General features: G+C 29.4%; 15 protein-coding genes. 2 read left to right on the top strand and 13 right to left on the bottom strand.

Features of this window, described 5'->3' with window-relative positions:
• Positions 1-74 precede the first annotated feature (74 nt).
• Entirely contained in the window at positions 75-1,694 is a 1,620-nt protein-coding gene (locus G6N05_RS02965) for an ABC-F family ATP-binding cassette domain-containing protein (RefSeq protein WP_166125067.1), read from the bottom strand.
• Between the two features lie 154 nt (positions 1,695-1,848).
• Here G6N05_RS02965 and G6N05_RS02960 point away from each other — a divergent pair, with 154 nt between their 5' ends.
• Entirely contained in the window at positions 1,849-3,252 is a 1,404-nt protein-coding gene (locus tag G6N05_RS02960; protein ID WP_166125066.1) for a TlpA family protein disulfide reductase, read from the top strand.
• Between the two features lie 92 nt (positions 3,253-3,344).
• Here G6N05_RS02960 and fsa read toward each other — a convergent pair whose 3' ends face one another.
• The 6 genes from fsa to G6N05_RS02930 form a co-directional block, all read right to left on the bottom strand.
• Entirely contained in the window at positions 3,345-4,001 is a 657-nt protein-coding gene (gene fsa, locus G6N05_RS02955) for a fructose-6-phosphate aldolase (protein WP_166125065.1), read from the bottom strand.
• 76 nt (positions 4,002-4,077) lie between these two features.
• Positions 4,078-4,881, bottom strand: coding sequence for an SDR family oxidoreductase (locus tag G6N05_RS02950; protein WP_166125064.1), 804 nt, complete (start codon positions 4,879-4,881; stop codon positions 4,078-4,080).
• Positions 4,881-5,771, bottom strand: coding sequence for a DUF3667 domain-containing protein (locus G6N05_RS02945; RefSeq protein WP_166125063.1), 891 nt, complete (start codon positions 5,769-5,771; stop codon positions 4,881-4,883). The genes G6N05_RS02950 and G6N05_RS02945 overlap by 1 nt, the downstream gene beginning before the upstream one ends.
• Positions 5,772-5,862: 91 nt before the next feature.
• Entirely contained in the window at positions 5,863-7,275 is a 1,413-nt protein-coding gene (locus tag G6N05_RS02940; RefSeq protein WP_166125062.1) for an MBL fold metallo-hydrolase, read from the bottom strand.
• Between the two features lie 135 nt (positions 7,276-7,410).
• A complete protein-coding gene (locus tag G6N05_RS02935; protein WP_166125061.1) occupies positions 7,411-7,800 on the bottom strand; it encodes a DUF983 domain-containing protein in 390 nt (129 codons plus the stop codon).
• A gap of 117 nt (positions 7,801-7,917) precedes the next feature.
• Positions 7,918-8,448 carry a hypothetical protein gene (locus G6N05_RS02930; RefSeq protein WP_166125060.1) on the bottom strand — a complete coding sequence of 177 codons (531 nt, stop codon included), beginning with the start codon at positions 8,446-8,448 and terminating at the stop codon, positions 7,918-7,920.
• Positions 8,449-8,625: 177 nt separating this feature from the next.
• Between G6N05_RS02930 and G6N05_RS02925 the strand changes: the two genes are divergently transcribed.
• Positions 8,626-10,422 (top strand): BamA/TamA family outer membrane protein, encoded by a 1,797-nt coding sequence (locus G6N05_RS02925; RefSeq protein ID WP_225875116.1) that lies wholly within the window; start codon positions 8,626-8,628, stop codon positions 10,420-10,422.
• Between the two features lie 99 nt (positions 10,423-10,521).
• Here G6N05_RS02925 and G6N05_RS02920 read toward each other — a convergent pair whose 3' ends face one another.
• The 6 genes from G6N05_RS02920 to G6N05_RS02895 form a co-directional block, all read right to left on the bottom strand.
• Entirely contained in the window at positions 10,522-10,857 is a 336-nt protein-coding gene (locus G6N05_RS02920) for a hypothetical protein (protein ID WP_166125059.1), read from the bottom strand.
• The gene (locus tag G6N05_RS02915) at positions 10,854-11,207 is read right to left on the bottom strand and encodes a hypothetical protein (RefSeq protein WP_166125058.1); all 354 of its coding nucleotides are present in this window, start codon (positions 11,205-11,207) and stop codon (positions 10,854-10,856) included. The genes G6N05_RS02920 and G6N05_RS02915 overlap by 4 nt, the downstream gene beginning before the upstream one ends.
• A gap of 13 nt (positions 11,208-11,220) precedes the next feature.
• Positions 11,221-11,451, bottom strand: a complete 231-nt coding sequence (locus G6N05_RS02910; RefSeq protein WP_166125057.1) for a YtxH domain-containing protein — start codon at positions 11,449-11,451, stop codon at positions 11,221-11,223.
• 22 nt (positions 11,452-11,473) lie between these two features.
• The gene (locus G6N05_RS02905; RefSeq protein WP_166125056.1) at positions 11,474-11,626 is read right to left on the bottom strand and encodes a lmo0937 family membrane protein; all 153 of its coding nucleotides are present in this window, start codon (positions 11,624-11,626) and stop codon (positions 11,474-11,476) included.
• Positions 11,627-11,643: 17 nt separating this feature from the next.
• Positions 11,644-12,294 (bottom strand): porin family protein, encoded by a 651-nt coding sequence (locus G6N05_RS02900; protein WP_166125055.1) that lies wholly within the window; start codon positions 12,292-12,294, stop codon positions 11,644-11,646.
• 190 nt (positions 12,295-12,484) lie between these two features.
• The gene (locus G6N05_RS02895) at positions 12,485-12,949 is read right to left on the bottom strand and encodes a hypothetical protein (RefSeq protein WP_166125054.1); all 465 of its coding nucleotides are present in this window, start codon (positions 12,947-12,949) and stop codon (positions 12,485-12,487) included.
• Between the last annotated feature and the right edge of the window lie 6 nt (positions 12,950-12,955).

The following is a 12,955-nucleotide window of genomic DNA, read 5'->3' as shown; positions in this document are numbered from 1 at the left end:
AACAAAAAATCCCGAGCAAAACTCGGGATTATCTATATTATTAAATTCGTAAATCTAAAATCTATACTCATAAATTAAGAATACATTTTAGTACGTAATTCTTTAATTTTATCATCTTCTAAATATTCATCAAATGTCATGTAACGATCAATTACACCACTTGGAGTAATTTCTAAAATTCTGTTTCCAACAGTTTGTGCAAATTCGTGATCATGTGTAGTTAATAAAATAGAACCTTTAAAATTATTTAACGAGTTGTTAAATGCTGTAATTGATTCTAAGTCTAAGTGGTTTGTTGGTTCGTCTAACATTAAAACGTTAGCTCTAATCATCATCATACGAGACAACATACAACGCACTTTTTCTCCTCCAGAAAGGACGTTACATTTTTTCAAAGCTTCTTCACCAGAGAAAATCATTTTTCCTAAGAAACCACGAACGTAAACTTCATCGCGTTCTTCTTCAGTCTTCACCCATTGGCGTAACCAATCTACTAAATTTAAATCAACGTGATCAAAAAAGCTGTGATTTTCAACTGGTAAATAGGATTGTGTAGTCGTAACTCCCCAATCGAAAGTACCAGAATCGGCAGTTTTTAATCCGTTTAAAATATCGTAAAAAGCAGTTGTAGCACGAGAATCTTTAGAAAAAACGACAATTTTATCGCCTTTAGCCATATTTAAATGCACATCTTTAAATAGCAATTCTCCATCTTGAGTCGCAGATAAGTTTTGCACATTTAAAATTTGATCACCTGCTTCACGCTCGGTTTCAAAAATAATGGCAGGATATCTTCTACTTGATGGTTTAATTTCATCTAAGTTTAATTTTTCAATCATTTTCTTACGAGAAGTTGCCTGTTTTGATTTTGCAACATTGGCACTAAAACGACGAATAAATTCTTCTAATTCGGCCTTTTTCTCTTCTGCTTTTTTGTTTTGTTGTGCTTTCTGACGAGCTGCTAACTGACTACTTTCGTACCAGAATGTATAGTTACCAGAATAGTGTGTAATTTTCGCAAAGTCAATATCAGAAATATGTGTACAAACCGCATCTAAAAAGTGACGGTCATGCGATACAACTAATACTGTATTTTCATAATTAGCTAAGAAATTTTCTAACCAACCGATGGTTTCAAAATCCAAATCGTTGGTAGGCTCATCCATAATTAAAACATCAGGATTACCAAATAAAGCTTGCGCTAATAACACACGAACTTTAAGCTTTCCTTCTAATTCGCCCATTGCAGTATAATGATGTTCTGCACCAATTTCTAAATTTGATAATAAGGAAGCGGCATCACTTTCGGCATTCCAACCGTTCATTTCATCAAATTTCAATTGCAACTCACCTATTCTATCAGCATTTTTATCATCATAATCCGCATATAAAGCATCCATTTCAGATTTTATGGCGTGTAATGTTTTATTTCCAATCAATACCGTATCTAAAACCGTGTATTCATCAAACATATTGTGGTTTTGGTTTAAAACCGACATACGTTTTCCAGGTTCTAAAATAACTCTACCCGCAGTAGGATCCATTTCACCGGCAATTATTTTTAAAAATGTTGATTTTCCAGCACCATTAGCACCAATAATTCCGTAACAGTTTCCTTGCGTGAAAGTAGTATTTACTTCGTCGAATAAAATTCTTTTACCAAATTGTACCGATAAATTAGAAATTGTAAGCATGTATTTTATGTTTTAATTTGCGGCAAAATTAACAAAAACCAACGAGTTTTCACAGTTTTTATTCTTATAATTCTATTACCTATTTTTAACGCTACGTTAACATGAATACTATTTTGAAACAAATATATTTGTTACGATGATAAAAGAACCCTCTATGTTAAAAAAATACTCTTATATTAATTTTATTTTACTCTCCTTTCTGCTTACATCGATGACCTCATGTAAAGATGGTATGATTGGTGGCAATCATGTAGCCTACTTTGGTGGTGAAATTGAAAATCCAAAAAATAATTTTGTTGTTTTTATGAAAAATGATAAAGTTATGGATACTTTTTATTTAGATAAAGACAATCGGTTTTTTCATAAATTCGATTCATTAACACCCGGATTATACAGTTTTAAACATGATCCAGAATATCAATATGTATTTTTTGATAAAAACGACAGCATTATGGTTCGTTTAAATTGTAATGATTTTGACAATACTTTAATGTTTTGTGGAAGAGGTGATGAAAAAAATAATTTCATGATGGAATTGTTTTTAAAAGACATTGATTTGAAAAACAATATGTTTGACGTTTATGAAAAAGACGAAAAAGTTTTTTCAAAATATATAGATTCATCGTATCAAAATACGACTAAATTATATAACAAAAGAAAATCTTTCATCAATTGGTCAGAAGAATTTGATGAGATTGCAAAAGCAAATATTGAACTAAACTATGCTTATAAAAAAGAAGTTTTCCCAATTGTACATGAATATAAAACGGGTAACAGCATCAAAACGAAATTACCAAAATCATATTATAGCTACAGAAATAAAATTGATGTAAACAAACCAAATTTATTACATTATTCGCCTTTTATTAACTACATGACAAGTATGTTAAACAATATTGTTTTGACGGACTGTAAAGGTCATTTAGATGATATGAGTTTAGAAAACAATATTAAAAAACTACAAATTGCAGATACATTAATTAAAGACAAATACGTTAAAAATTTAGTGATGAATAATGTTGCTAATATGTATTTGTTATCCGATCAATGTTCTGTGAATAATGGCAAATTTTTTAATTTATATTCTAAGATGGTTTCAGATGAAAAAATGAAATCAAAAGTAATGCAAACAGCTGAAAACATTAAAAAACTTAAAACTAATAATGTGCTCCCTAATGTGACTTTATTAGATGTGAATAAAAAGCAAGTAAAAATTAAAGACTTACTTAGTAAGAAAACGATTATTTATTTTTGGACGAAGCAAGCAGAAACGCATGCTATTTATTCTCATAAAAAAGTAGATGAACTTAAAGCAAAGTATCCAGATATTCAATTCATTGCTATTAATATTCATAATTCACAAGAAGATTGGACAAAAGAAATTAAAGCTAAAAACTATACTAATTCAATTGAATTACGAGCGACAGATTTTGAAGAATTAAAAGAAAAATGGGTAATCAACAGAGTATATCGAACCATAATTATAAATAAAAACGGGACTATAAATGATGCTTTTGTAAGTATGTTTGATGTTAATTTTGAAAGCAATTTGAAGTAGACAATCAGATGCTGAAACAAGTTCAGCAAGACAAAATAAAAAAAGGCGTTCAAATCATATGAGCGCCTTTTTTTATTATTGTTAAGAAAGTATTATTTATTTCCTTTTTCGTAATCTGCTACAAACTGAGCAATTCCGATATCTGTCAAGGGATGTTTTAATAATCCCATAATTGATGATAATGGTCCGGTCATAACATCTGCACCAATTTTCGCACAGTTTACAACGTGCATGGTGTGACGTACAGAAGCCGCTAAAATTTGAGTTTCGAAACCATAGTTGTCATAAATTTGACGAATTTCATCAATTAAATTTAAACCATCTGTTGAAACATCATCTAAACGACCTAAAAATGGAGAACAATAAGTTGCACCAGCTTTAGCAGCTAACAAAGCTTGTCCAGCTGAAAATATTAAAGTTACATTCGTTTTGATTTCTCTATCTGAAAAATATTTACACGCTTTAATTCCTTCTTTAGTCATTGGTAATTTTACTACGATTTGTTCGTGTAAATCTGCCAACTCTTCTCCTTCTTTAATCATGCCTTCAAAGTCAAGTGCATTTACTTCTGCACTTACATCGCCATCCACTAAATTACAAATATCTACATAATGTTTTAAGATATTATTTTTTCCAGTAATACCTTCTTTAGCCATTAATGATGGATTTGTAGTCACTCCATCCAAAATTCCTAAAGCTTGTGCTTCTGCGATGTCTTTTAAATTTGCTGTATCAATAAAAAATTTCATTTTCTGTATATTTAATTAAGTTGACTTGTATTCTTTTTACAAAATTACGATATAAAACTTCAATATCAAGTTTCAATTATAATTTATAATGATTCATTAATATTTTTTCGTACATTTTATCTGGAAGAATTCTTTTTAAAACGATGGAGAATTTCTGCATAAAAGCTCCAACTTTATAATGAATTTCTGGGTTTTTAGTTTCGATAATTTGATGAATTGCAATAGCCATTTCAATTGGATTACTTCCGCCAGTAACGTGTTCATTCATCATATCTAATTGCGTTTGATATAATTTTTCGTAAGCAGAACCTTTGATAACGGGTGCATGAAATCTTCTTGAAGCAATATCTGTTGCAAAATCTCCTGGAGCAACGTTTGTGATATGAACTCCGAAGGCTTTTGTTTCCATTCGTAACGATTCGGTAATTAATTCTAAAGCACCTTTTGAAGACGAATAAATACTTCTGAAAGGCAATCCCATATAACCTGCAATGGAAGTTATATTTATAATTAAACCACTTTTTTGAGTACGCATTTGTGGTAAAACCGCTTTCATAGTTTCTATGGGTCCGAATACATTAGTTTCAAAATTATTTTTAATTTCTTCTAATGGAATTTCTTCTAACGGTCCAGTAATTCCTACTCCGGCGTTATTGATTAACACATCGATTCTTCCTTCAAATTCTAAAACTTTTGCAATACAAGCTTGAATTGAATCTGAATTTCGTACATCTAAATCGACTAATTTTATTTTTGAATTCGAAACGGTTGAAGCATTCCTACTAGTTCCATAAACTACAAAACCTTTTTCTAATAAGAATTCACCTATGGCTTTTCCAATTCCGGATGAGCCACCAGTAATAAGTATGACTTTTTTCATTATAAAATATACAAAATATAAATACTAAATACTACCAAAACAAACAAGAAAATTAAACTGTTTAAAAAATAAACAACAACTAACTTCACTATATTTTTAAGTTTAGATTCTTGATAAAAACACACAAAAGCCTTTATAAATAGAAAATTTAAATACAAATAGATTAAGCCTATAAAGACACCATTGGTTTCGTAATTAAAAAACCCTAAAATTTGATTGATAATTGTGGTGATACACAACAACAACAAAAAAGAAGAAAAATAGTGAAAAGTAAAAATACCATGATCAAAATACCACCATTTCTTTTTATTATGTGTTATCCATAACGATAAGGCAAAAAAGGGCATAACTAAGAATAAAAACTTAGGCAGATTCTGAAACACCTTTTGTAGTACTTTTTGAAAGATTTGTTCTTCAGTATAATTGTCTTCTAATTTATTCATTTTCCTACTTAAATAAGATTCATTCAATTTAACATGAACCGTATTTTTATTAAGTTCTTTCTCTTCTAATTCATTATCTACTTGAACTTCTGTTTGACCTAATTCTGGATTTAATTCGTGTTCTAATTCTTTAAAAGTAAAAGAACTAAAAATAATGAAAGAAATAATATTTATAAAAATAAACAATCGTACAGGAGCCATGAAGGCTTTGCGCTTTCCTGACAAATAAACTAATGAAAGTTTTTCTGGTGCATATAACAAATACTTTAATGCTTTCCAAAAACTACTTTCATAATGTACTAAATCCTCTAGAAAATGGGTAAATAAATAATGAAAAGATTTTTTGGTTTCTGTGTTTTCTTGTCCGCACGTAGGGCAAAAACGTAATTTTACTTCATCTCCACAGTTTTGGCAAGTGGTATCTTCTCTTAATTTTCCGTGACTCATTTCTTTTTATTTAGATGCTGTAAAACTAAATAAAAAAAACCGATTCAAGAAATAGAATCGGTTTAGAAAACTTATAATAATTGTAAAATATTTATAAAACTTTGCTTTGACACATAAAGTTAGTTCTTGGTAATTCTGTTTTAGCAATGGCATTAAATCCACCATCAATTTCAGAGAAATTTCTATAACCACGAGCTTGCAAAATAGAAGCGGCAATCATACTACGATAACCTCCTGCACAATGCAAGAAAAAGTGTTCGTTTGGATTGATGTCTTTCACCCAGTTATTGATATAAGCTAGAGGTTTGCTATAAGCATCTTCTAGGTGTTCTGCTTCGTACTCACCTTCTTTTCTAACATCAATAATTGTGCTTTCGCCTATTTTTGCTTCTTTTTCAAATTGTTCAGCTGAAATTCTGTTTACTGTATCAACATCAAAACCAGCAGCTTTCCATGCTTCAAAACCGCCTTTTAAGTGACCTAAAATGTTATCAAAACCTACACGAGATAATCTTGTAACTGTTTCTTCTTCTTTTCCTAAATCTGTAACTAAAACAATAGGTTGATTTACGTCAGCAATTAAAGCACCAACCCATGGAGCAAAATCTCCATTAATTCCAATGTTTATTGCTTGAGGAACAAATCCTTTTGCAAAATCACCGCTATTTCTTGTATCTAAAATTAAGGCTCCAGAATCTTCTACAATTGCTTCAAATTCATTAGCGCTAATTTCTTTCATTCCGTTATTCAAAACATTCTCAAAACTTGGAATTCCTTTTTTATTCATGGCAACGTTCATTCCAAAATATGCTGGAGGAGGCAATAAGCCATCTGTAACTTCTGAAATAAATTCTGCTTCAGTCATGTTGGCACGCAATGCATAATTTTTTTCTTTTTGTTCTCCAATTGTTGAAACCGTTTCTTTACTCATGTTTTTTCCACAAGCAGAACCTGCTCCGTGTGCGGGATAAACAATTACATCATCACCTAAAACCATTACTTTATTTCGTAACGAATGAAATAAAATTCCAGCCAATTCATCTTGTGTCATTGATGCTGCTTTTTGAGCTAAATCTGGTCGACCAACATCTCCAATAAATAAAGTATCACCAGAAAATAATGCATGATCTTTTCCGTTTTCATCGATTAATAAATAACACGTACTTTCCATCGTATGACCCGGTGTATGCAAAACTTTAATTTTGATATTTCCAACTTCGAAAATTTGTTCATCTTTTGCGGAAATGATTTCAAAATCGGGATTTGCATTTGGTCCATATACAATTGAAGCGCCAGTTTGTTTGCTTAAATCTAAATGTCCAGAAACGAAATCGGCATGAAAATGCGTTTCAAAAATATATTTTAATTTTACATTATCATTTGATAATCTTGTGATATATGGAGTTGTTTCACGTAAGGGATCAATAATAGCAGCTTCACCATTTGAAGCAATATAATAGGCACCTTGAGCCAAACATCCTGTATAAATTTGTTCTATATTCATTTGTACTTTTCAATTAAAAAACTAACACAAATTTAGTTCTATTTTTTAAATAAAATTGTGATATATATCATTTATGTAAAATTTGTGTATTGGTATTTACTTTTGCAAATTATTATTAATATCGATTTTATTAGATCATTTTTTCTCGAAAAACTCATCATCACTGTGAAAAAATGCAGTTAACCAAATTACTCTTGATAAACGCATAATCCAAGGTTGCAGAATAATTAAGAAAAAGATGTTTATCGGCAACCACCAAAAAATCTCTTTATTTTGTAGCGTATACCCCGTGACAAAAACCCAAATTGCAAATGTTATTAAAGAAAAACCAACTGTTAATCCATAACTTACATAACCTGTTCCTTGAAAAAAACCAGGTTCAATTTCTGTTCTTTGTCCGCACACACTACATCTTTCAACCATTTTATTTCCGTTTGGAAAATTATACCATTTATTAATAAACAAATTTCCTTCGTGACAACGTGGACATTTGAATGATAACAAATTTTTAAAGAATTTTAACATAATTAATTTTCTTACAAAGCTACTATATCTAATAATAATGTACAGTTACATTTGTTACAAAAAAAAATCGACTCAAATAAATGAGCCGATTTTAAACTAACCTTTAATTAATTTTACTTACTTTTTAATCACTGCGTATTTTTCAATATTTACTATATCTAATTTTTCGTCATAAAACTCAACAACTAAATTTCCTTCTGTATCAAAATAACCAATAGCAGTTCTATTATCAGATCTGAAAATATAACTATTTGTTGATGTTTTTCTTAATAGAGAAGGTTTCATATCACCGTGAGAGATAACATAACCATTGGCATCAAGAGCTAATTTGTAAATTTTTCCGTTTGATTCGTAATACGCACTTCTATCTACATCTACTGTTCTTGTTGTTCCGTCAGGATTAGTTATTTTAGTTGTAGTTGTTACGGTTACAGGAGAATTAACTGTAGGAATATTAATTGTATTTGCTTTTTCTTCACCTAAAACAACATTTTGATCTTTTTTAATCACTTGTGTTTTAACCGTTTTATGAGTTCCATCTGAATCCTTTACCGTTGTTGTTTTTGTCTTTGTTTCAGTTTGTGTATTTTGTGCTTCAATTTGAATTGAGAACAAAAAAGCTATTGTACTTAAAATTACTAGTTTCATATCTTTATGTGTTAGAATGTTATGTTACAAATTTATAAAATAGGTAACTTAAATAATTATCATAATTTTGATATATTATTGTAAAATTCCCACATTTTTAGCATAATGTAGTTTTAAACAGTAATTTTGTGAATTAAAATCTGAATGTTTTTAAAGCGCAAATTTCTACTTTATATTTTGATACTTTTTAGTTATCAACTTTCGTTTGCGCAAAAAACTGAGATAAAAAAAGATTCATCAAAAGGATATCGGGATATTGAAAAATATTCTAAAAAAAGAAAGTTTACCAAATTTATTCATAAACTTATCTTTAATCCAGTTACGAAGGAAAATGTCAAAAAGACAAAAAAAAAGAAAAAAAAACCAACCAGTATTTACAAACCCTACGAAGGAAAAATTATTCGTAATGTAGAAATTACAACTTTGGATCCCTTTGGATATTCTGATAGTGATTCAACACAAATTCCAAATAATTTCGTAAAAAAAGCTGGAAATACTTTACATCTAAAAACGAAAAACATAGCGATAAAGAATTTACTTTTAATAAAGAAAAATAAACCATTAGATTCATTATTAGTAAAAGAATCGGAAAGGATAATTAGAAGCCAGCGTTTTACAAGAAGTGTAACTTCACACATGAAAGTAGTTTCAGGAGATTCTGTAGATGTTTATGTTAGAGTTTTAGATTCCTGGAGTTTAATTCCAGATGCTTCTACTTCTACTTCGAAATCAAAATTTTATCTCAAAGATAAAAACATATTTGGATTAGGACATGAATTTTCAAACTCCTATACTAAAAGCCTTAAGAGTAATCAAGAAGGCTATAGCACAAGCTATTTCATACCAACTTTTCTGAATTCGTTTATTAGTACGCGCTTGGATTATGAAATTGATTTAGATAGAAATTATGCCAAATCTATAGACATTCAACGTCCGTTTTTTTCCTCATATACTCGATGGGCAGCAGGTATTAATTTAGGTCAAAACTTGAATAGAATTTTAACATTAGATTTTAATCAAGTTGAATCTATTCAAAGTGCAAAGTTCAATTATCAAGATTATTGGGCTGGACATGCCTTTCGAATTTTTAAAGAAAATACTGAATACAGTAGAACTACAAATTTTGTAACAAGTGCCCGATTTTACAATAAAAATTATGTTGAAAAACCTTTCGTTAATCTGGATAGTTTAGATATTTATGCCAGTGAAAAATTGTATCTTATAAGCTTTGGAATTACTTCAAGAAAATTTACTCAAGACAAATATATTTTCAATTTTAATGTGGTGGAAGATGTGGCGTCAGGATTTGTTTACAACATCACTACAGGTTATCAAAAAAAGTACGGAGAATACAAGTTTTATGCTGGTGCAAGAGTTGAAATGGGAAACTATTTTAAATTTGGTTATTTGAGTGGTAATTTAGAAACAGGGACTTTTTTAGATTTAGGAAAAACCAATCAGACTGTAACCAGTTTGCGACTTACTTATTTTACTAATTTACTTGAAATTGGAAAATGGAAGTTTCGTCAATTTATTAAACCACAGCTGATTATTGGTAATAACAGATTAGATTCAAACTACGATAGACTGACTTTAAATGGCGATGATAATGGAATTGATGGTTTCAGTAGTACAACGTTATTTGGTACTAAGAAACTATTAATGACTGTTCAAACACAAGGTTATTCACCTTGGCGAGTTATAGGGTTTAGATTAAATCCATATTTGAGTTATACCGCCGGAATGTTAGGTCAGAAAGACATTGGCTTTAGTAATAGTAAACTCTATTCTCAAATTAGTGCAGGCGTGATTATTAGTAATGATTATTTGATTTTTAATTCTTTCCAATTTTCATTGTCTTACTATCCGAATATTCCTGATGGTAATTCGATATTTAAAACCAACGCTATATCCACATCTGATTTTAGATTGCAAAATTTTGAATTATCTAAGCCCAGTTTAATTTCATATTAATAAAATATTCTTGCTTTGAATTTAAATATTTATTAAATCTGTATAACGAGAGAAGTCGACCCTCCCGAATCGACTCCATGTGTACTGAAAAAAAACACTTTAAGCATTGCTGCTTAAACCTTTTTTTCCAATAAATCTGTTAGCTAAAATCTTTAATGCTTTACTGAATATTGATTTATTGTTATCAGACTTTGGATTTAAAAATTTTTTGGTTAAGTAGTTAATTCCAAAACCAACAGTTCCACTTATTAAGTTTGATGTTAAATTGGGAGTACTAATTACATCACCTATAGAATCCTTTATTAAATTTATTGGCTTAAAACTATCAATAGTATTCCGATATTGGTCTTTAAGATTTGAAAAATCTTCCTCCTGTTTGTTGCTCAAAAGCTCTATTTGTGAGGCTAATTGAGTTTTTTGGTCTATCGTTTTCATATTAAATCATTATTATTCATTTTACTAATAATGAAGTTGTTAACAGGATTTTTAATCCATTTATTTTTAAAAATATAAAGTATAATTCCTATAAATAAATAACCAAATCCAACAAGAAAAAAACCATACCAAATTTCTCCAAAATAATCGCCAAGATAAAAGGCCAGTCCTATATTTGCAAATAGTAAAACAACAACAACAACAATAGCTATGGCTAATTTTACTGCTAAGCAAGAAAATATATCTGCCGATTTATAAATCGCTTCACATTTATATAATTCTAGAGTAGTTTTACTATAAATTTCTGCTTTTTCAATCAGTTTCTCTATTGTTGTTGAGTTGCTTTCCATTTTACTTTAATTTTTATTTTGAATTGACCACTGATTTGGCATCTTCCAATAAAGTATCATATTTATCAGAAACGTCTTGATATAGACCATCAAATTTACCTTTTAATCCATCGGCTAAATCATGCCCTTTATCTCTAATTTTTTTTCTCGTGTTCGAACCTTTATCTGGTGCAAATAATACACCTAATAATGCTCCTACTCCAATTCCTAATGCGATGCCTAAGGCTGTTTTTCCTGTGTCCATAATTTCTAATGTTTAAGATTATTTATAAATTTTTTCCTTGAATAAGTCTTAATAATATTGCGATAACTGCAATAACTAATAAGATATGAATTATTGATCCGGCACTATAAGCGAAAAATCCTACAGCCCAAAAAATGATTAAAATAATAGCGATTGTGTATAATAAATTGCTCATGATATTTGTTTTTAAGTTTATAATATTGAATATGACAAATACAAATTAATTGCACTGTTTTTACCGTCAGGAAAAGTATAATCTGTACCATTAAAATTTCTTTCTTTTCCAACCTTTTGCAATCCGTAATTGTAACGAACTCCAAATCCTATTTTATTTGAATCGTAACCAATTCCTACAGAAATTCCTGTATCAAACTTGTTAAAATCATCATTATCTAAAGTGTCTTCACCATCAAAAATTGTACCTTCAGCATCATTAGTAGCTTTTCCATCAATTAAATATGCAAAATATGGACCACCGTGAATGTTAAAGTTTTCATTAAGATTAACCACTAATAAAATTGGTGCTTCAAGGTAATTTAATTTGAAAGTTGATGTTCCACTAATAAATGCATTATTGTATACTAATTCAGCTCCTTTTGTGGTGTAAGATAACTCTGGCTGAATGGCAAATGTTGGAGTAATTGGTAATTTTGCAAATACACCAATATTAAAACCAGTTAACACATTATTATCTTCTACGTCTTCTGTATAGAGGTTAGAGAAATTTACCCCTCCTTTAATACCAAACTTTTGACTTGATGTTCCTGTCGAAGTTTGAGCAAATGTTACTTGAGATATACTAGTTAAAAGTACAATCGCAAGTATAGTTTTTAATTTTTTCATCTGTATTGATTTATTAGATTAATATATACAAATATGGCTCTCTTAATAGATAATCTTGTTACATCATTTGTAAGAAAATTTACAATATTCACACTTTGCAAAAAATAAAAAAACCTATCATTCTGTTTGTTGCAGAGTGATAGGTTTTTTTTTTAAATTTCAAATATCAAATAAATCTTGATAAGAAAAACTACTTTTTATTGTTGACTGTTAAATCTCTTAAAGCGTCTCCTATTTCTGTCATATCAGAACTGAACTCTCTTTTAAATGAAGCCCAATCCGTTTGATTGTTTTCATAATTTGAAATTTTAGTTTTTAAAGCTTCATTTCTTTCTTCTAACACTTCAATGTTTTTTTTGTATGTTTCGTCAAAAGTTGTTCCTGCTTTATTCATTGCTTTTTTTAATGCAACAATACGAACTTCGTTTTCAGCTATGGTTTTATTAGCATCTGCCTTGTATGTTTGCCATTCGGCATCATTAGCTTTTGTAATAGCATCATTATTAATGTCTTCTGTGACATTCTCCAAATTTTCCTTTGCCTCCTGAACATTTTCAATGGCATCCTCTTCTTTATCTGTATTGGATTTACAACTTGTAAATACATTTCCTGCTAGAAACGTGGTTAATGCAAGAATAAAAATTGACTTATTCAATTGTAT

The organism is Flavobacterium bernardetii (assembly GCF_011305415.1).
GTDB classification, from domain to species: Bacteria; Bacteroidota; Bacteroidia; order Flavobacteriales; family Flavobacteriaceae; genus Flavobacterium; species Flavobacterium bernardetii.
This window is presented reverse-complemented; position numbering and strand designations above follow the sequence as displayed.

Excerpts from the sequence above, each read along its gene's own strand:
- G6N05_RS02950 (WP_166125064.1), bottom strand. The coding sequence starts at position 4,881 with ATGAAAAAAGTCATACTTATTACTGGTGGCTCATCCGGAATTGGAAAA.
- G6N05_RS02910 (WP_166125057.1), bottom strand. The coding sequence starts at position 11,451 with ATGGACACAGGAAAAACAGCCTTAGGCATCGCATTAGGAATTGGAGTA.
- G6N05_RS02965 (WP_166125067.1), bottom strand. The coding sequence starts at position 1,694 with ATGCTTACAATTTCTAATTTATCGGTACAATTTGGTAAAAGAATTTTA.
- G6N05_RS02945 (WP_166125063.1), bottom strand. The coding sequence starts at position 5,771 with ATGAGTCACGGAAAATTAAGAGAAGATACCACTTGCCAAAACTGTGGA.
- G6N05_RS02935 (WP_166125061.1), bottom strand. The coding sequence starts at position 7,800 with ATGTTAAAATTCTTTAAAAATTTGTTATCATTCAAATGTCCACGTTGT.
- G6N05_RS02920 (WP_166125059.1), bottom strand. The coding sequence starts at position 10,857 with ATGAAAACGATAGACCAAAAAACTCAATTAGCCTCACAAATAGAGCTT.
- G6N05_RS02930 (WP_166125060.1), bottom strand. The coding sequence starts at position 8,448 with ATGAAACTAGTAATTTTAAGTACAATAGCTTTTTTGTTCTCAATTCAA.
- G6N05_RS02960 (WP_166125066.1), top strand. The coding sequence starts at position 1,849 with ATGTTAAAAAAATACTCTTATATTAATTTTATTTTACTCTCCTTTCTG.
- G6N05_RS02915 (WP_166125058.1), bottom strand. The coding sequence starts at position 11,207 with ATGGAAAGCAACTCAACAACAATAGAGAAACTGATTGAAAAAGCAGAA.
- fsa (WP_166125065.1), bottom strand. The coding sequence starts at position 4,001 with ATGAAATTTTTTATTGATACAGCAAATTTAAAAGACATCGCAGAAGCA.
- G6N05_RS02900 (WP_166125055.1), bottom strand. The coding sequence starts at position 12,294 with ATGAAAAAATTAAAAACTATACTTGCGATTGTACTTTTAACTAGTATA.
- G6N05_RS02905 (WP_166125056.1), bottom strand. The coding sequence starts at position 11,626 with ATGAGCAATTTATTATACACAATCGCTATTATTTTAATCATTTTTTGG.
- G6N05_RS02940 (WP_166125062.1), bottom strand. The coding sequence starts at position 7,275 with ATGAATATAGAACAAATTTATACAGGATGTTTGGCTCAAGGTGCCTAT.